Source organism: Paradesulfitobacterium aromaticivorans, from assembly GCF_054657415.1.
In genome coordinates this window covers 114722-134303 of the sequence record NZ_BAAHYT010000011.1, presented here as the reverse complement: position 1 = coordinate 134303, position 19582 = coordinate 114722, and the positions used below count along the sequence as shown (strand labels likewise).

Here is a 19582-nt window from a genome sequence, read left to right as displayed (position 1 = left end):
TGGAGTTATTCTTTAAGCCTTACTTGCCTGGCAGCAAGCTTCTCTCCCGTCTTGTAATGTTCACCCTGAATAGCTAGTTTAGCTTCCTCCTCCAGTTCTTCATCCCATTGCCCCAGTGAATACCCAAACCAAGGAGCCTGGACCTTTAGCTGGGGCAGCCCTAACTCGTTCCATATAGCCATGGCCTCTTCCATGTACTCCTTTTTGGGCAGGGAAACCGGAGGGAATGATTCTTTCAAAATCGCGTTGATCAACATGGAGGAATCATCCGCAGCATCAGCCCGCCTCATTTCCTCCTCAATACTTCCATGATCAAGAAACGGCGGCGCATGCCCTTTAACTTTACCCTCAATAATTCTGACATCGCGATGGGGCTTCATGCGGTAGCTCAAAGCCCACATCACCGCATCCATATTTTCCGGATCGATGTCCTCATCCACCGCAATAATCAGCTTGCCAAGCTCCTGACGGTAGCTCATCGCCCCGAACAGCGCCCGCCAGACCTCGGCTTCCTTCGGTTTATGCATCTGAATAATGATAACCTTGCGCAAATTAGTCAAAGGCTCGTGCATGGAAACCCTGACCACACTTCTTAAATTAAGAGTGCGCTTTAAGTAGTCTGTAAACAGAGGCTCGTACCCAACTTTTTTGATGACGCTGCTTTCGCTGGGAGTAACCTGGCTAATGAATGAAACCCAAACCGGCTTCTTTTTATGAGTGATACAGGTCACTTCCATAAAGGTGCTTAAGTGCCGCGGGTGCATATACCCATGTGATTCCCCAAAAGGGCCCTCAGGTTCGAGCACATCCGTGCAGATCACACCCTCGAATACAATCTCCGCCTCCGCAGGCACCTCGAGGTCAACGGTTTTACATTTGACCATTCTGATCGGCTCCCCAGCCAGGCCCCCGGCCACATCCATTTCATTCAGGCCATATGGAACCTTCTGCACGGCGGCATACGAAACAACAGGGGGCGCGCCCACCACCAACGCAGCCCGCAGGGGTATGCCTAATTCCCGACATTTTTCTAAATGCACGATGATGTCCTGAGCCTGACCAATATTGGCATACATTCCGATCTTGGTGCGGGCCTTAATGTGCCCCCGGTAATTTCCCATGTTCGGGATACCTGTCTCGGGATCTTTTGTAATCCAGTGCGAACAGGTGGTAAAGGGAGCATTGTCAAAGCCTGGAGTGGAGATGGGTACCGGAAACTCGTCAAAACCGCCGCCCTCTTGAGTAAGCTCAGCTCCTAAATGAATCACTTCCTGAACCGGGCCTGAGTCCAGTAAGACGGAAGGAATCGGGTGAGCCAGGGCTTCAGTCCACTTGTGCCCGATTTCCTCCACCGCGCATTGCAGGCCTGTGGCATAAATTTCTTTATTCCCCGCTAATGCGGCCACCGCCACCGGGATCGGATAATTCCGTCCTTTGCCATCAACCACGTTTTCAAATAGAAAGGCCTTGCGCTCAGCTTCCGGGATTCCGCCCCGATACTGCCACCGCACCAGAGGATGCAAGTGCGTGTTCTTGTTTATGGCTTTGGCAACCCGGATTAATAACCCTTTTGCCTCCAAATTGGCAAGATGTTCCTGAATATCCGAATATTTTCGCATCTGGGACAACCACCTACCTTTGAATGAAATCTGTCCAAGCATAAGCTCGCCAAGTTTATAGAATTATATCTCTCAATACTTCCTCCCACAATTGGTAATCTTGCTCAAATAATGGGATTTTTGTACAGACAAAAAACCTCCGGGCATACCCGGAGGCAAAGATAAGATAGATTTCAGTTTGATTTAGGTGCAGTTTTAATTCCGCAGAAATCAAAAAGGTGTAACCACAGTGCTTATATGTTTGGGAGTAAACAGGGTGAATATCAGAAGCAAATTTTATGTTGAAACCGGCTTGAGATAGGCCTTCCGAAAGACCACTCGCCCTGCAGAATAAATCCATATTAATGAGACTTACTTTCTTATCGCTTCGTCAAGCCTCGAACAGAAACATAAAAGGAAAAGACACATAAGACAAGATGGAACAAGTGATTATCAAATGAATGCAAAAGCATGGATAATGCGGCTTGTTGTGATAAAATAATATTTACGGTAGACGAGTAAATCGACTACCGTACGTAATGAGAGGGGGTATTATCTTGTCTGCGAGCCCTAACATCGCTGAACAGCAAACGCTGTGGACCAAAGATTTCATACTGATCACATTAGCTAACTTTTTTATCTTCCTCGGATTTCAAATGCTTCTCCCCGTCCTGCCCGTGTATGCCACAAAACTCGGGGGAACAAACGCCTCAGCCGGTCTGGTGGTTGGGGTTTTTACTCTGTCTGCTGTTTTGATGAGGCCTATCGCAGGTCGTTTGCTGGATCAACATGGGCGCAAAGGCGTGTATATTAGCGGGCTAGTTCTATTTCTACTATCAGTGATCGCTTACCACTGGGTTCCGACAGTTCTGTTCTTACTCGTTCTCCGTTTTATTCACGGCTTCGGCTGGGGTGCTGCCAGCACCGCCTCCGGCACCATAGCCTCAGATATTATTCCGAAATCCCGTTTGGGTGAGGGCATGGGTTTCTTTGGCCTGACCAACTCTCTGTCCATGGCGTTAGCGCCAGCCCTAGGTTTAAGTATCATGAAATGGTCTGGGTTCGATACCGTGTTTATGATTTCTACGGCTGCGGTAATAGTCACTTTAGTACTTGCATTTCCCATAACGTATCACACGCTTGACACGGGAACCTCTCCCCGTAAATCAAACATGTTTGAGAAGTCTGCCCTTATGCCCGGACTTGTGATACTGTTTGTCACAATGACCTACGGCTCAGTTGTCGCTTTCATCGCTCTCTATGCCGACTCGCGCGGAGTGCAGAACATCGGTTTGTTTTTTACCATCTATGCCATCGCCCTAATGATCTCCCGTCCTGCTTTCGGTCGGCTCGCTGACCACAAAGGGTATTCCGCAGCCGTTATACCCGGAATGCTCGGAGTATTGGCCACCATGCTCATCCTGTATTTTTCTACTTCCCTAAGCGCATTTCTAGTGGCAGCAGTTATCTACGGCCTTGGATTCGGAGCAGTTCAGCCTTCCTTACAGGCCATGGCCGTACGCACTGTCCCTCCTTTTCGCCGCGGGGCAGCCAATGCTACCTTTATGGTCGGTTTTGATTTGGGCATAGGGATTGGGTCAATGATCTGGGGTGCCGTTGCCGAACTGACCAGTTATCAGGCGATTTATCTCTGGGCCATGGTTCCGGCCGGGATCGCGATTTTGCTCTACCTGGGGTTTGGGCGGATGAAGGAGAGTTTGAAGGCCTAATACCAGACGGACAAAACAGGTGGACGCATTATCCATGCAGCCACCCGTCTATCCTGCCAAATAATTTTTCTTTAGAATAGCGCTTTCCACTTTTCATGGACTTGTTGTATTATTTCTCGGTTATAACTGATCCGCTGCGGAAAACTTTCTCTCTTTTCATACGGTTTACACGCATCAATTATCATTCGCGAGTTAAAATAGGCATTATATGCGGGTGACGAGTCTCCCGATAAAATTGGATCCAGACGACTGCTCCAGGTTCGGCTAATCACCTCCGTGTCGCGTTGCGGATCTACCCTGGTATACATAGCCCACAGCACTTCGTTCATATCAGTTGGATCAATATCTTCATCTACTACTACAACATACCTTCCTAAGTAAGCTCCGTCACGGCATAGGGAAGCGATGTATGCTGCTTGTTTGGAATGTCCGGCATATTGTTGTTTGATAGAGACAATAACAATCAACCGGGTACCTCCAACCTCTGGAGTCCATACGGCACGTACACCGGGGACGCCAGCTGCCCGCAGGATTTTCTTAATCATAGCTGAGCGCAGAAAAGCCCGGTAATACATAATTTCATATTCATCCCCCCGGCTCGCCGGAGAACACCCTACAATAATTGGATCCTTGCGATGCATAATTCCTTTAACCCGAAAAGCCATGAGCTTCTCCACGACCTCCCGCATAATAACCAGTCCACTTCCCAAATGGACCCTCAGACAAATTGTCAGACGGCAGACATTCCCCTTCCAACACAATCTCACTACCGGGTGGAAAGGCAAGCCTGTTATCACGCCGGACATTACCTCTATGCTTTCTGCTAACATCGCACTTGTATAATTATTTTCCCCGATTTCCGCATCAATCGGTAATCCAGCGACGACCAGGAGCAAGGGGTCATGCCCCAGTATCAAAAGTTTGTTTAATCTTGTTTAAATTCCGGGGCGTTCTCTAACTGCTCAAACCAGTCAAATCCCATGGCTTTTACAATCCTGCTGGTGCAAGAGAGAAAACGAGCAGGGTTAGTTGAATCTGCATTAAAATGCTGATGAATGGTGTAGGGTGGAACATAGATAAAGTCTCCTGCTTCCCACTCACATTTTTGTGGTTCGGTTTCCCAATCCCAGATATAATCATCTCCACAGTCAAACTTAACATCCCAATGCAGATCGTAACCTTTACCTTCAAGTACATAGAGTATCTCCTCAGATAAGTGACGGTGTTTCCCCGATCGACCAGAAGGCTCTAAGTCTTGTTGATAGATATCGAGACAATATTCCTTAGTATCCATTGTGTCGTTCACCATATGTTTGATTCGACCCTGGGGACTATCTTCCCATAACATATCCTGGGATTTTATAATGGTCTTCTGTCCAGCATACATTTTTCGGAATTCTTGTGACTGTTTTAAAGAGTCTTGATAATAGGTACTTTTTGCTTGTTCAACCATTTTATTCCTCCTTTTTGAATTCGGAAAAAGGTCCTCCATTAACAAAATGTTGCACTAATAATACCTGAACAGCCCACATGCAACAAACCACATACCCGGTCTGTCTTATCATTTTGTACTTGTAATATCTTTTATAAGTTTTTTAATCTCTGGAGTTTGAGTCAAAGCGGAACTCACAAGCTTGCCAGTTTCTTCACCATTCATAAAATCAATTGGCAGTTTGGCTTTATCAGCCTTAGCAAGTAATTCTGGATCCGTAAAAGCCTTTTGTATGGCTTCTCTCAATGCTACCACTCTTCCTTCTGGAATTCCAGGAGTGGTTGCCATTAACCTGGACAATTGGGCCTGTGATTCCTCCAAATCAACCAGTGGTTTCTTATCCACAGGAGCAAGATCCCTCAGATTCGGGATGGTACCGAGCTTCATTCCAATAGATAAAACAGCTATTGCTTCCTTATTGTCCAACATTGTTTGCATTGAACTATATGCTCCAATTTGTCCATCAATTTCACCACGCATCATAGCCAAATCTTGTTCTTGACCGCCATAACCATTTATCAACTTCATATTAAGCCCTAAAATATTGCTTAAAATCAAAGCATCGTTAGTGCTAGAACTACCGGGTCCTGTACCTCCAAGTTTGATAGCTTTGTCCTTTTTCATATCCTCCACAGATTTGAAAGGACTATTTGCTCCGACGATAAAAACTCTAGGTTCACTAGTCGCATTGCCCAGCCACGTAAACTTATTTAAATCAAACTTAACCCCTTCTTGGCCTACCAATTGGGTTATAATCAAACCCTTATCAAAAGTCCCTATAGTTAATCCGTCCGGCTTAGCAGTGTAAATATCATTTGCGCCGATAACATGACCTGCACCCGGAACATTCTTTACAATTACCGTACTTCCAGGAAGATATTTTTGTAAATATGGAGCTACAAACCTTGCATACGTATCATACCCACCGCCTGCTTTAGTTGCAACTATAAAAGTCACTGTTTTGCCATTATAGAACTCGTAGTCTGCCTTTACGGCAGTATTCGTTGAAGGTGTTTCTTTAGCGACCCCGGATTGGGTTTGTTTTGTTGCACAACCAACCAACAGCAATAAAAATATCAAGCTCAAACTAAGAATTTTTGAAACATTTCTCAGTTGTTTTCTCATCATTTTATACACGACTCCTTCTCAATTAAAATTTCTCTATGCCTTTCCTACCAGACGCCGCTGACTATTCATTCTCCTAGGGAGTCTAATAGCATACCAAAACCCTTAATTGGGGCCTTGGTCTTCAAGGCTTTAAAAGCGTACCAGAAAGTGGCCGAGGTACTACTAATGGCTGGTTTACCCAAATCTTCTTCCAAAACGTCGAGGTATTCTACTGTTGGCCAGCGTCCACACGGCATGTAAACACAATCTGCATCCTCTGCCTGATAGAACGCTTCCTTAGCTAATTGATAAGAAGCATAGGTCGGCAAATTACCTATAATAGAATTTTTTTTAATTCCTAATCCTTTTGCGTATAAAACAATAAACCCTGCCTCCTCAAGAAATGCCTTCGTTTTATTATTGTGTTCCTCTTCATAGGGTGAGGCGATAACTACTTTGTTTATTGCAAGATTTTTCATGGCTTCTACTGCCGCACAGATAGTAGTCTGCACCGGAACCCCCAGCTTATCCTCCAGCTGAAGGCATATTTCCCGCGCTTTCTCATACCCTTTTCCGGAGAATATTGGCCCTCCGCCCAACAAGACTACATTAGCGCCAGCCTCTACAAGATCTTTAGCTGCCCATTCAAGATGTTCATATTGATTCTGAAGATCTTGTTTATCCAATTGCCTGATTTGCCCCGTAGTGTTGAGAAACATCATCCCGTCCGGCGCAATTTGGTAAAATTCATGAACCATAGTATCTCCTCGGGAAGGAGATACATGCCCAATCTTGCCACGCCAACCGTACATTTAATTGATCCTCCTACGATTAACCTTCCGGATAAAAATCCGGAAATCCTGGTACTGGGTCTTTCGATGGATATTCAACAACCTTTTGAAAAATCATATGGGCAAAAAGAAACAGCGGTTTAGCCTTAAATACAATAACTTTGACAGGTTTTTCTGGATCGCTGTTAAAATGCTGGTGAACTGATGCATTATCCACTATACAAACATCGCCCTTTTCCCAGTCATAACGTACCCCATCATGAATATCATAGCCTTTACCTTCTAGAATAATAAAAGCAGCACTGTTCATGTGACCGTGTTTTTGTCCTGCTGAGCCCGGAGCAATGACATCAATGTGCCCCTCGATCATCTGAGTTATTTCTACGCTTTCAGGGTTAATCACTGCCCGATGATAAAAACGGGGGCCTCCTTTCCACTTCCAGTTTTCGCTCTTGTAAACCCGGGGTTTTTCTAAAAGCTGTTTGTACACCTCACCATAAACACCTTTGAGCGCTCTGACATAAGTTCGTTCTTTTTTCCACTGTTCCCATTTTTCTTCTCCATGTACATGTGTCTGATCTTTTTCTTCGCCCATGACTTGCACCTCCACCTTTTAATCTTTCAACGTTGCTTTTACCTAATATAAGTCCTTTATAATGTCATCCAATCCAAGTTCTTGTAGAGTGTCCGGCCTTGGCCTTCCAGTCAATCTATCCCAACCCATTAATTTATAATAGTGGTCTAGAGTTTCATCCCAAATCTTCATAACATCTTTACCTATGGCAGGTCCATCTACCGGAACCGAACCATACCTTGGTGAAGGGTATTCAAAATCCGGAGTAATTCCGTGCCGTATGTTAAATGCCCTCAACAAATTAACTACCCTTAGCGACATGGTAAACGCTTCTTCAGTGGTATAGTCCCACCCGGTCGTTGCCTTAAGCATTTCGACAAGATGGTCAACTCCAGCCGAAGTCATGGTTCGTGTCGGAAACATACAGACCACTAATGAATCGACAAAATTTCTCGGCTTTCCTTTAACAATTCCTTCTGCTAGAGCAGTCGGTGAAAAAGGATCAGAAATATTTAGGCCAATACTTTCAATAGTACCGGTACCAGAGGTTGCCGCATCAAACATTTCGAACCAGCGTGATCGATGATCGTGTCCCCGGGGAGCATGCCCTTTTTTTAGATATACAGCTAAGTTTTCCGCTTCTCCACCTAAGTTTTCAGCAGCCCGCATCACACCCTCAGCCAATAGGTTGCCAATCCCTTCCCGCACAGCTATTTTTGCCAATAAGGAACGAACTGTTTCTACATTACCCCATCGTAATTCCAGACCATCCGTATCTTTTAAATTCAGTAACCCCCGTTCAAAACACTCAATCATAAAAGCCATTAACCAACTTGTTTCGTTACCATCAAAGCCCAACCTATCACATAGATTGGAAAGCATAACCACGGCCCCCGGGTCACTCTGGCCAATCAGCGTTCCCATGCCGGCAAAAAGCTCGTATTCCGGCTCATCGCCAACGAATCCCGCGTAAGGACCTTCTGTCACTTTAATGACATTGCAGTGGTTACTGGGGCAAGCCCAGCATGTGTCCCGCTTTAATTCAAATCGCTCTCGGTAGTATTCGCCTCCCAGCTTAAGGTACTCTTCACCGATTACATTGGACGTTAGATTCTTATAGGGTAGTAAACCGGTATTAAAGTACATACCCAGTAGATGCGAAGTGCCCCGATTGAATGTTTTACCGCTCTTCGGGTCATTTCTGGTTTGCTCAACCATTGACCTAGCTAATTCAGACATCCTTTCCGAATCATGTATCGCCGTCTTATAGGTTCCACGTTCTCCAGCTATTGCTTTGAGTTTTTTGCTTCCTAATACTGCCCCAATCCCGTTTTTGGACGCAACATGACCACGATCGCCAACTAAGGAGGCAAATCTTACTAAGTTTTCACCCGCTGGGCCTATACTAAACACACTTGATTTTAGACCTGGTCTTTTAATTAGCTCTTTTACCTTCTCTTCGGAATCCTGAGTATCCAATCCTTTTAGCAAACCACCTTCTCGAATTTCCACTATTCCATCGTGAAGGTACAGATATACCCAGGCGCTAGAGGATCCATGAATGATCAAGCCATCAAATCCAGAGGTCTTCAAATAGGCGCCAAAGAAACCATTAGCCTGAGTCGAAGTGGCTCCATTCGTCAAGGGGCCTTTAGTTACAACTGAAAAAGCTCCGGCTCCGGCTAAGTGGGTACCGTTTAAGGGGCCCCCGGCAATGATAATATAATTTTCGGGACTATCCCACTCAGCTCCCGGCTGAACTTGGTCAAATAATAACTTAGCTCCGATGCCGGTTCCGCCCAAATAATCCCTTAAAACTTTTTCCGGTAATTCAATGTAGTCTACCGTGTGATTCGTAAGATCAACTTGAGCCCACCGTCCGGCATAACCCAACATACCATTTCACCCCTTTGTTATAATAAATTGTTATTAGCCACCGAAAATCGCCGGAAAAAGAGAAATTCGATCACCATTGGCCAAACAAGTATCGTAATCTTCAAAGACATCGTTTAATAAGAAAAAAATACCTTCTTCTGAAATACCCAGTTTGTTCAGTACCATCCTTACCGTAAAACCCTCTACAACCTCTACCTGAATGATTTTCCCGGAATTAGTGCTTATTCCCTCAATAAAACTTTCCATACCGCCGTAAAATTTAATCTCAACTAGCATCGTTATATACTTTGTACGTTTAACTCAGATTTATTGGCTTTGTGACGACTCCAACTCTTAACCAAAGCTACACCAATTAATACCACGGAAACACCTTCCCACAGGATATTGGTAGAAGCAGCGAGCAAGATACCACCTACGATATAAAGTACTCGTTCAAACCAAGTCAGCTTGCCGCCGAGATCTAAATAGCCGCTAAATCCGATAGCACCTATTCCCAGGCCGATAATTGCGGTAACTACGGAATGGAGTATTTCTAATCCCCCTCCTTGCATTACCAAACCTCGGTTGAATATCATCGCAAACGGGATAATATAACTCGCCATAGCAAGCCTCATGGCCGTGAGACATGTCTGTGCCACGTTGCTTTCGGCGATTGAAGACGCAACATAACCGGCAACAGCAACGGGCCAAGTTATAAACGAATATAACCCCGTCCAGAGAATAAAGAAATACGCAATCGTTTGATCCACACCGGCTGCTTCTAGGGCAGGTGCCACGAGAACCACCAGAAGCAGAAAACTGGCAGACCATGGTAAGCCCATGCCCAAAATATAATTAACTATGGCCGTAAACAAGAGAAGCAATATCAATGAGCCGCCGGAAATATCAACTAAAAAACTTGAGAGTTTGACACCTAATCCCGTAAGAGACACAACTGCTACAACGCACCCTGCGGCACCGGCGATCCCGATAATTGACATCATTGATTCCAGTATAGTATTCTTGAGAGCATTATAGATTTTTACCAGGTTAAGCTTTTCTTTTCCAAACAGAAGGTTGGCTATGACTAGGGCTACAATTGTAATCAAAGCTGATAAAATTGCATCATTTTTAACCCATAGGAGTTCGAAAAAAAACACAGTCATAGGAATGATATAATACCAGCCTTCCAATAAGATCGATCGGACATTGGGCAAGTTTACTCTATCAATCCCTTTTAGATTTAGTTTTGCAGCTTCTAAGTCAACTTGGATAAATAAGGTCATGTAATAAAGTAATGCTGGTATTATTGCCATAGTAATTACCTGACGATAAGGAATCGACAACATGTCAGCCATGATAAACGCTACAGTTCCCATAATCGGGGGCATGATTGCCCCGCCGGTAGAACTGACGGCCTCTACGGCACCAGCAAACTCAGCTTTATAACCAAGTTTTTTCATCAACGGGATGGTGAAAACTCCCGTAGTCGCTACATTTCCTACAGCGCTTCCTGATATCATACCAAAGCCTGCGCTGGCGAATATCGCTATTTTGGCCGGACCTCCTCTTACGTTGCCCACCAAAGCGTTGCTTATATCAATAATAAATTTACCAAGCCCTGTTTCCGTAAGAAACTGAGCAAACAACATATAAACGGCTACCATCGTCACGATTGTGCGGGCAATTACACCGAACATTCCATCTGAAAAAAGATATAAATGTCCTATAATCCGCGCCGTGCCGAATTCTGCAATATTCAAAGGGCCCGGAATGTAAGAACCCAAAAAAGCGTACGCTACGAAAGCTGCTGCAATGATTGTTAAAGCTAATCCAACCGTTCGACGAGCGCCTTCCATAAAAAATACGATTGCGACGATACCCAATACAATTTCCCCTAAACTGGGTAATCCCATAGTCGTGACAATCCGTTCGGCGTTTATGATGACATATGCGCCAACCACAATACTTAAGGCGGCTAAAATAAAGTCATACCATGGAATACTGCTATTCTCTTTGGATTTTGTTACGCGCTTACGCAAAAAAACCTGTGCCAAAATCAATCCACTAGTAAAAGCCACAAAACCCATGGGAAATATTTCGAAACCCAAAAAAATATCAAAAAAACGAACGGTATATAAAACGATAAAAACTGTGGTCAAAACTGCCAACCAGTCGGCAACTTTCAAAACGCGCTCGATTAACATCATGAGCACCTCTCTCCATTTTACAAAAGAGTCTTTATGGGGGCAGAGCCGTAGCCCTGCCCTTGACCCTCCGACAAAGCCGCGTTTATCGTACCTATTTGGCTTTAGCAAGAACAGATGATTGAGCCTGCTCTAGAGTTGGATTCCATACTTGTTTCTCGTTTAAGTACTTGATACTGTCATTTTGATACGGAACTACTATTGGAGAGCTTTTTACGCGGTCCAAAGTCACTTCTTTGAATTCCTTGCGTCCACTGATCAATTTGTCTCTATCTTTGAATATAGTGTTGACCACGTCATAAATCGTCTGTTCACTAGTCTTAGCTGATCCCAGCAATAAAAAGTCATAACCATACATTGGTACCTTTTCAGTTAATCCGACTAAGGGGTCGGGGCCGTAAGATGTAGCATATATGGGGCTATAAGCATTCTGCGCCCGTTTCACTGCTGCCTCATCCGTTGGAAAAACAATCAATCTAAGCCGCTCCTTCTGGTGTATTTCAGCTGCCCGGCTTCCGCCAGGGGTACCGGCATAACCGTCACTTCCCCCATTACCCACTTTTTCGATTGCTTCTCCAATTTCCGCAACAGATACTACTTTAGTGTCTTCGAGCGTTAAGTTCGCGGATGCGAGGATAGCGGATAAAGCTTTCTTATAACTTGGAGTTGATATCACAGTTGCAATCCTCTTACCTTTAAGATCTGCGGGTGATTTGATGTTGGTCTTATCCGCAACAGTTACGGTGAAGTAGGAGGTATTTAGTGGTATTATCGTTCTAATATCATTAAATGGAGGCGACTTGGAAAACTCGTCTGTACCCAGGAATGCTGATTCGGCGTTTCCTGCTGTTGTGATGGTCATGTCAACCTGACCACTTCTTAATAATTCAAGCTGCTGAGTGGATCCCCCCGACGGCTCAGCCGTAGCGGGAATCCCAGCTTTGGTAAGTACATCGGCCATAGTCAAAGCCATGCTATAACTGGAACTTGAAAGGGAAGCACCGGCAATTCGGAGAATCTTGGCTTGCTTTGCACCCCCCTCTGAGCCAGTCTTGGCCAGTGTTTGGGCAGTTGTTGAAGCACAGCCAACTAGTACCATCGAAGCACAAACCATCACTGCAAGCATTTGAAATGCCCTTGCTTTTCTTATTGGCATTGATAAAACCTCCCGTTTAACACTAATAAATAAAAGGTTACTGCTTTTGAAAAGATCAAGGTTTACATCGCCGGCGAAGAGTCTTGTCAAGTTGTCATTTTTCTTTAGCCATCACCTGCCTTCTCGAGACATTATTAGATCGTTAAAAAACGCCCCCTGCAAATTTTCGCCTCACCTGTTCCTTGAGTTCAGCACTATATTGGATAGAGGGTGGGAATTTATCCTTCCAGGGGAAAGGCTTGCAGGCGAGAATAAGCGCCCGGGAATTATAACCTTTTTCCTCAACCGGAATAACAGGATCGAGGGGACCGCTCCAACATTCTTTGACGATTTCAATTGCTCGCTGTGGATCTACTCGCGTGGACAATGCCCAAAGTACCTCGTCAAAATTATAGGGATCAATATCCTCATCTACGACAATCACATAACGGCCTAGGTAGGCTCCAGCATGACATTGCATAGCCAACATCGCGGCCTGCTTGGCATGCCCAGGGTACCGCTGCTTGATACTAACCACAGTAATGAAGCGATGCTGATGGCAGGCAACCCCACGAATGTCGGGCACACCAGCAGACTCAATCTCGTTCCAGATCTGGGCGGCCCGCATAAGCTCGTAAGCGTGGCAGAAATCATTAGGCATGATAGCCGTAGTGGCTCCGGTGATAATCGGGTTATTTCGGTGGTATATTGCCTTCACCCTGATTAACGGTTCCGGTCGGGAGTGGCTCGCATAGTACCCGGTCCATTCTCCGAAGGGGCCTTCTGTCTTGGCTTCATTAGGTAAGGATTCGCCTTCTATTACTATTTCAGCGTGAGCCGGAATAGGTAACCCTGTAACCTTACCCTCGATCACCTCAACGGGTCGACCTTGGATCCCTCCTGCATAGTCATACTCGCAGACACCATAGGGAGACGGCATAATTGAAGTTACAAGAAGCAAGGGGTCTTGCCCGAAGGAAATAGCCACTGGACACGGCTTGTTCTGGGCAAAATACTTATCCCTATGAATGCGTCCATCCTTGCCAGGTGAAACAAAGAATGCAAGTGTTTTGTCATCGTGAATCATAACCCGGTAGGTACCTAAGTTAACCCACCCTTCATCGGGATCACGCGTAATAGTGACACTGCCGGTACCGATGTAGCGCCCTCCATCCAGGTCATGCCATAGTGGAGTGGGAAATTCCCACAGATTAACGTCATCTCCCATGTGGATATTTTCCATAACACTCCCGGTTGATACGACCTTCGGTTTTATTGGAACGATTTCTTTGCTCCGTTGACGCCAAGTCTCTACGAACTCCCTGTCACTGGGACTGGGGTTCTGATTAAGGGTCAAGGCTAGTCTTCGCGCGGAATTCAGGATATTGGTCAACACCCTGTAGCCGGCGGGATATCCGGTAACATTATCAAAGAGTAGGCATCTTTTATCTGCAGAGTTTTTAGCTACAAGATCTGAAACAGCTCCAATTTCCATGTTCCAATCTGCGCCCTCGACAGTTTTAAGCTCTCCAAAAGCCTCTACTTGTTCTAGCCAATCGCGCAGGTCCTTAAAACTCATAGTTGGGAACTCCCTTCATTTCATTTTCATTTTTATTTTTATTTTCATTTTCATTTTCATTTTCGTTATCGTTATCGTCTTACATCCATCCCTCATAGCTACGTTCAAAGATTTCCACCAACTCTGACTCCTTGGCCTGACGCAGATTGAACTTAACCTGCGAACGACCCATAGCAATTTTTGCCATGCGGGGGATTTCTGACTTGGAAACTACATCCTCAGTTAGACGGTCCGGGAAATTGACCTTGTTATAAAGTTCCTTAATAATCTCAATTGCCTCCCGCGCCAATTCGGCTCTGCTTCCACCCTGTACCCCTCCACCAAGCGTCAGCGCTAACCGGGCAAATTTCGCTTCACATACCGGTAGGTTATACTCCATGACATAAGGAAGTAGGATGCCATTGGCCAGTCCATGTGAAATGTGGTATGAACCTAAAGGTTGGGACAATGCATGCACCAGCCCTAGTTTGGCGTTGCCGCAGGCGATATTGGCCATCCCACTGCCGAATAGTTGGAGGTTTTTGGCTTTCAAGTTATCGCTATAGGCTGCTGCAGGTAAGTTTTCAACCATTAAACTTAAGGCATCATAGGCTACCGCATCAGTAAGGGGTGTTGCCAGATTTGTGCAAATCGCTTCTACCGCATGAGTAACCGCATCCATTCCGGAAATGATCATTTGCCTAGCCGGCAGGGATCTGAGAAGCATGGCATCAAGAATAGCGACCGTAGGATGGCAAGCCCAGCCGCCAATAGTCATCTTATAATTACGTTCCTCATCCGAGATGATTAAAGCAGCCGAAACTTCGCTTCCCGAACCGGCCGTAGTGGGAAGGGCGATTACCGGCAACGGCGAGTTTTTAAACCGATCGAACCCTTCATAGTCTTTTATATTACCCCCATTAGTGGCAACTAACGCTATGGCCTTGCCGGCGCAGAGAGGGCTTCCTCCTCCAACAATGACAACACCGTTACAGAACGCGGATCTTAAACATTCTTCTCCCTTTGCTACAACCTGAGTCCCGGGGTCCTCAGGCACCTCGTCAAAAATCTCGTAACCAAGGCCTGTCATCTCTAAAGAGCGCAAAACAGGCTCCAAGACCCCGGCTTTTCTAATACCACTGTCCGTAACTACCAAAACTCTGGTAAGACCGGCCTTCTTGGCTTCCTCACCCGTTTGCGCAGCCGTATGATAGCCCCAAATTATTTTGGTAGGAAGGGTAAACATAATGGAACTGTCAAAATTCATAATTCCACCCCCGAGGTAACAATATTTTTCTCATTTTACAAATATTCTGACTAAAGGATTTGTTAAGATGCGCTCTCTATCGGCAGTACTTACGAAGGAGTAATTCTTGATACCTGATTCTTAATTACCTGTACATATACCTGCCGAAACCACGCTGTCCTACGACTTTTCCCTTTTCCATGACCACCTGACCGCGCACCATCGTCAAAACCGGCCAGCCTTTTAGGGTTTCTCCCTCGTAGATGGAAAAATCAGAATGGGACATCAGATCCTTAGCCTGCACCAGTCGTTCTTGCTCTAAATCTAAGATTACTAGGTCAGCATCCGATCCTACCTGAAGAGTTCCTTTCCTGGGATAAAGGTTAAAAATGCGGGCTGTATTATACGCGGTAACCTCGGCTATTTTCTGGAGTGATAGACCCCTCTTATGATAACCTTCACTTAAGAGGACGGGCAGTAAAGTGGTGGTTCCTGGAAACCCAGGTGGGCCATCCCAAATGCTGACCATTTTTTGAGCCTTGGTAAAAGGAACGTGGTCTGTGCCGACGGTATGGATAGAACCATCCTTTAGTCCTTCCCATAGAGCCTCCCGGTCCTTCTCATCCCGCAAAGCAGGATTGGCCTTAGCCAATTTTCCCTCTTTAGCCCACATACTATGTGTAAGGTAATGGGTGCAGGTTTCTACGTATCTGATCCCTTCTTTCTGTTGCCACTCCCGGACAACATCAAGTCCAGCGGCAGAACTTAAGTGGACTATATAAACCGGACATCCCGTTTGACGTCCCAAGAAGAAAGCCCGCTGGACGCTTTCCGCCTCGGTAAACCCAGGCCTGGCTTCAGACCATGCAGCTAAATCATCCCGGCCCGCTGCCTTGAGAGCGGGCTTGAGCGTATCAATAATTTCTACATTTTCGGCATGCACACAGGCCACGCCTCTACCCATTTTGGCAACATGCTGAAAACCTTGGTACATCAGGCCATCATCGCAACCAATTATCCCCATGGCGCGCCCTTCCTCGCCTTTGTAAGCCATGAAAAACTTAAAAGAAGAAACTCCGTAATCTTCGAAGCAGCGGTTGAGATGGGGCACCTGTTCGCTTAACATCAACCCTAGGTGAAAAGCAACATCCACATAAGCGCGACTTTCTGCTTCCTCCTTTATGGCGGAGAATATTTCATCATAAAGACCTGGCCGTCGCAAGTAAGTAAACATGGTGGTTACCCCACCAAGAGCTGCTGTCGCGGTTTCTGTCGCAAAGTCCTCCACCCTGTTCCCTAGGGCTAGGTGGGAATGGGGTTCGATTACACCAGGTAGTACATGGCGTCCTCCTGCATCGATCACCTTGGTCGCCGGTAAATCTACTCCCGGATCCAGTAAGGCAACCACCTTGCCCTCTTTAATACCTAGGGTAGCCTCTACTATACCTTCCATGGGAATCACCAATTTGCCATTCTTGACGAGACAATCGAACAGCTTTCTCACCCCCTCTTAGCTTATTCGACACTCCAATTCCATTTAGATGATGCTGAAATTCCTTTTAACATCTGCATAAGAGCCGGTAGATTACGCTGGCGTACCACTTCCGAGGATACTCCCACTTCCGGGAAAGGCTCATATGGCCTGGTTGCATCGATGATTAATCCTCCTACTTGCTGGGCCCTTCCGGAGTAATAGCCCTTGGCTGCGGTATCATTGGGGTTTGTCATGGTATTGACAATTTGGACACTCTGACGGGCATCGACCCTGGTGACTATGGCAAAGAAGATTTCCCCAAGGTCATAAGGATTGATATCTTCGTCAACCAAAATAACGTGTTTAACCCGGTCCGAACCCAACTGATATAGTGATAAGGCAATATTAGAAGTTTCCGCCGGAGAACTAGGTTTAATCGAAACAATCAAGGTCTGAATGAAAGGAACGAAGACACTTTTTACACCAGGAAAACGATGCTTCAAAACCTCATATGCATCAGCGGCATAACAAAGGTTGGGAATGATATGATCTTTGGGAATAACCCCTTCCAAAATGGGCCGCGCGCGCATATTAATGGCGGAAAGCTTAAATACATTCATCTGGGAGGCCGGTGCATAAAAACGCCAGGCATCGCACCACTGACCGACCTCTGCCATTTCGTTAATATCGATTTCACCCTCTAAGACTACCTCGGCATCAGCTGGAATCAAAAAGTCCTTACCCCAAGTAGAGGATTCTGTTACCCGTAAGGGCTCTCCGGTTGCAGCATTCACAATGCCGCTGATACCGTTGTATTCATCCATTTCCAGGGAATAGCTGGTGCTGGCCGCAGCATAAAACGATGGGTGGTGACCAAGGATAGCGATTGCCGGCATGTTCTTTCCTATTTTTTTGTAAGCTTGGTAGTAGTTATAAATGTGGCGCGGCGGGTAGAAGCGCACAGCAGTCCGTTTGGAATCGAGGCATTGTCCACGGTGCCACGAAAAATTATATCGTCCGGTTTCCGGATCGCGTACTCCCCAAATTGGTGTTAACCAACCGGGCCTAGAATCGTGAACAGCATTGCGCCAAATCGGGAGAATATCTAATTTGACTTTATCCCCTGTTAAGACTACCTCTTTAATAGGGGCCGCACCGGTGGAAATTTCTACCGGGGGAATTGGGTTTTGTTTCCCCTCGTAGTGCTTCAGTACCACATCAAATGGGGTTGACTTGTTGATATCTAAGCCGTAGAGAAGGCCAACCCTTCGAAAGTTGGACATATTAACGTTAGTAAAATATCCCGGCCAGCGTGACCCGTCCCAAGTCTTTACATTGTCGAATACTACCCACGGAAACCGATTCTTTTCTGCAAGCAGTTCTTGCCAAGCCGCATGATCGCACTCCTTCGGATCAATGGCTACATTCGCCCGAATTACCTCTTCGGGATAACGTTCTTCTAAGAAATCCAAACAACCCTTTACATCCCGCAAGGGAATCACCTCCAAAAAAATTAATTAATTACACTTATTATACTACCAAAAAAAGAGGATTTTGGATAATTCTGAATAATTATATAAATATAGATTTTTATCTATGGAGGCCATATGAACATCTATCAGCTTCGCGTGTTCTGTTCCGTAATAGAAAACAAAAGTTTTACCCGAGCAGCTCAAGACTACTGGCTCAGCCAGCCTACCGTTAGTGCACATGTAAAAGCTTTGGAAGACAATTTCCAAGTTCGGCTCCTTAAACGTGGGCGGAAAGGTATTGAACCAACCGATGCCGGGCTGCTGGTATACCAGTCGGCTAAAAAAATAATCCAGGAACTTAACAACCTGGACTTAGGGCTTACGGAATTAAAACAACATTTTAACGTTAAACCTGGAACTACAATTACCGTAGGTGCCAGTTCCACTCCCGCCAGCTACCTGCTTCCGCCAATCATTATGCATTTTACCGAGACCTATCCATCAATCAGATTTTCGATTCAGGCAAATACCGCCTGTCAGATTGTCCATTTTCTAAAAGAAGGTGAGATCGACCTTGGCTTTGCCCAATGGGAAGAAATTGCCGAAGAAGTTAGTAAAGAAGTCATCGACACTAAAGACTTGGTTGTGGAATTTCTTCATAGAGAAAATTTAGTGCTCGTAGCCTCCACACAAAATAGGCATAAGATTCCTGTTTTAAAAGAGGGAAATGTCCTTGTTCCCTCCGACCTTATGTACTTGCCTCTGATACTGCCTCCTTCTACTAGTCCATTAAGAAAGAATATTAATAGGCAACTGCACGACTACCCACTCCATGTCGTTATGGACCTCGGCCCCGCCGAAGCTATTAAAAAGGCCCTTTATACTTTTTGTGGAGCGTCTATTTTGAGCGAAATTAGCGTCAGAGAAGACATACTACGCGGCGAACTTTTCCCAATCACCCTGCAAGGGTTAAACTTGTACGCGCAGTTTGCCCTATTGCGTTATCGACATCGCGCCATCCCTTCAGTAACAAAGGAATTCGTATCTTATCTGGAAGGTCGGCTCAAGTTAAAAAGCTCTGGTCCGTAATCGGTATAGCTTCCCAATTTTCCTAAAAATGATACACCAAAACTGCATTTAGTAGCAGCAAAGCTCCGGTGTAACAAAAAAGAAATAATACCAAATATGCTCCCCTTCCTGCAGGTAATCTTTAAGGCCTACGGCATGTAATATCTAACCGTTATTTGTATGGGTATCACCGTCCTCATAAACATGCCAGAGCCTTAATTCTAACGGGTCAATCCCCAGTTTGGCTGCGATTAT

At 45.5% G+C, this 19582-nt stretch carries 16 protein-coding genes; 2 read left to right on the top strand and 14 right to left on the bottom strand.

Features of this window, described 5'->3' with window-relative positions; genetic code table 11:
* Nucleotides 1–5: 5 nt before the first annotated feature.
* Nucleotides 6–1619 (bottom strand): UbiD family decarboxylase, encoded by a 1614-nt coding sequence (locus tag ACYQ2N_RS17460; RefSeq protein ID WP_460000699.1) that lies wholly within the window; start codon nucleotides 1617–1619, stop codon nucleotides 6–8.
* A 536-nt stretch (nucleotides 1620–2155) separates the two neighbouring features.
* Here ACYQ2N_RS17460 and ACYQ2N_RS17455 point away from each other — a divergent pair.
* Nucleotides 2156–3328, top strand: coding sequence for an MFS transporter (locus ACYQ2N_RS17455; RefSeq protein WP_460000698.1), 1173 nt, complete (start codon nucleotides 2156–2158; stop codon nucleotides 3326–3328).
* A gap of 71 nt (nucleotides 3329–3399) precedes the next feature.
* On the opposite strand, the gene ACYQ2N_RS17450 is transcribed toward ACYQ2N_RS17455, so the two are convergent.
* The 13 genes from ACYQ2N_RS17450 to ACYQ2N_RS17390 form a co-directional block, all read right to left on the bottom strand.
* Nucleotides 3400–4245 carry a UbiD family decarboxylase domain-containing protein gene (locus ACYQ2N_RS17450; protein ID WP_460000697.1) on the bottom strand — a complete coding sequence of 282 codons (846 nt, stop codon included), beginning with the start codon at nucleotides 4243–4245 and terminating at the stop codon, nucleotides 3400–3402.
* Nucleotides 4246–4253: 8 nt separating this feature from the next.
* Nucleotides 4254–4781 carry a cupin domain-containing protein gene (locus tag ACYQ2N_RS17445; protein WP_460000696.1) on the bottom strand — a complete coding sequence of 176 codons (528 nt, stop codon included), beginning with the start codon at nucleotides 4779–4781 and terminating at the stop codon, nucleotides 4254–4256.
* Between the two features lie 108 nt (nucleotides 4782–4889).
* Nucleotides 4890–5948 (bottom strand): Bug family tripartite tricarboxylate transporter substrate binding protein, encoded by a 1059-nt coding sequence (locus ACYQ2N_RS17440; protein ID WP_460000695.1) that lies wholly within the window; start codon nucleotides 5946–5948, stop codon nucleotides 4890–4892.
* A gap of 65 nt (nucleotides 5949–6013) precedes the next feature.
* The gene (locus tag ACYQ2N_RS17435; protein ID WP_460000694.1) at nucleotides 6014–6739 is read right to left on the bottom strand and encodes a maleate cis-trans isomerase family protein; all 726 of its coding nucleotides are present in this window, start codon (nucleotides 6737–6739) and stop codon (nucleotides 6014–6016) included.
* A 19-nt stretch (nucleotides 6740–6758) separates the two neighbouring features.
* Nucleotides 6759–7313 (bottom strand): cupin domain-containing protein, encoded by a 555-nt coding sequence (locus tag ACYQ2N_RS17430; RefSeq protein WP_460000693.1) that lies wholly within the window; start codon nucleotides 7311–7313, stop codon nucleotides 6759–6761.
* Nucleotides 7314–7355: 42 nt separating this feature from the next.
* Nucleotides 7356–9188: an aldehyde ferredoxin oxidoreductase family protein gene (locus ACYQ2N_RS17425; protein WP_460000692.1), complete on the bottom strand. Its 1833-nt coding sequence runs from the start codon at nucleotides 9186–9188 to the stop codon at nucleotides 7356–7358.
* A gap of 33 nt (nucleotides 9189–9221) precedes the next feature.
* The gene (locus ACYQ2N_RS17420; protein ID WP_460000691.1) at nucleotides 9222–9464 is read right to left on the bottom strand and encodes a MoaD/ThiS family protein; all 243 of its coding nucleotides are present in this window, start codon (nucleotides 9462–9464) and stop codon (nucleotides 9222–9224) included.
* 2 nt (nucleotides 9465–9466) lie between these two features.
* On the bottom strand, nucleotides 9467–11374 hold the full coding sequence (locus ACYQ2N_RS17415; RefSeq protein WP_460000690.1) for a TRAP transporter permease: 1908 nt from the start codon (nucleotides 11372–11374) through the stop codon (nucleotides 9467–9469).
* A 94-nt stretch (nucleotides 11375–11468) separates the two neighbouring features.
* Nucleotides 11469–12530, bottom strand: a complete 1062-nt coding sequence (locus tag ACYQ2N_RS17410) for a TAXI family TRAP transporter solute-binding subunit (protein WP_460000689.1) — start codon at nucleotides 12528–12530, stop codon at nucleotides 11469–11471.
* Nucleotides 12531–12672: 142 nt separating this feature from the next.
* Nucleotides 12673–14088 (bottom strand): UbiD family decarboxylase, encoded by a 1416-nt coding sequence (locus tag ACYQ2N_RS17405; RefSeq protein ID WP_460000688.1) that lies wholly within the window; start codon nucleotides 14086–14088, stop codon nucleotides 12673–12675.
* A 79-nt stretch (nucleotides 14089–14167) separates the two neighbouring features.
* Nucleotides 14168–15334, bottom strand: a complete 1167-nt coding sequence (locus tag ACYQ2N_RS17400; protein ID WP_460000687.1) for an iron-containing alcohol dehydrogenase — start codon at nucleotides 15332–15334, stop codon at nucleotides 14168–14170.
* A 124-nt stretch (nucleotides 15335–15458) separates the two neighbouring features.
* Entirely contained in the window at nucleotides 15459–16817 is a 1359-nt protein-coding gene (locus ACYQ2N_RS17395) for a dihydroorotase (RefSeq protein WP_460000686.1), read from the bottom strand.
* 11 nt (nucleotides 16818–16828) lie between these two features.
* Nucleotides 16829–18280, bottom strand: a complete 1452-nt coding sequence (locus ACYQ2N_RS17390; protein WP_460000685.1) for a UbiD family decarboxylase domain-containing protein — start codon at nucleotides 18278–18280, stop codon at nucleotides 16829–16831.
* 114 nt (nucleotides 18281–18394) lie between these two features.
* On the opposite strand from ACYQ2N_RS17390, the gene ACYQ2N_RS17385 reads away from it, so the two are divergent.
* On the top strand, nucleotides 18395–19348 hold the full coding sequence (locus ACYQ2N_RS17385; protein WP_460000684.1) for a LysR substrate-binding domain-containing protein: 954 nt from the start codon (nucleotides 18395–18397) through the stop codon (nucleotides 19346–19348).
* Nucleotides 19349–19582: the final 234 nt, after the last annotated feature.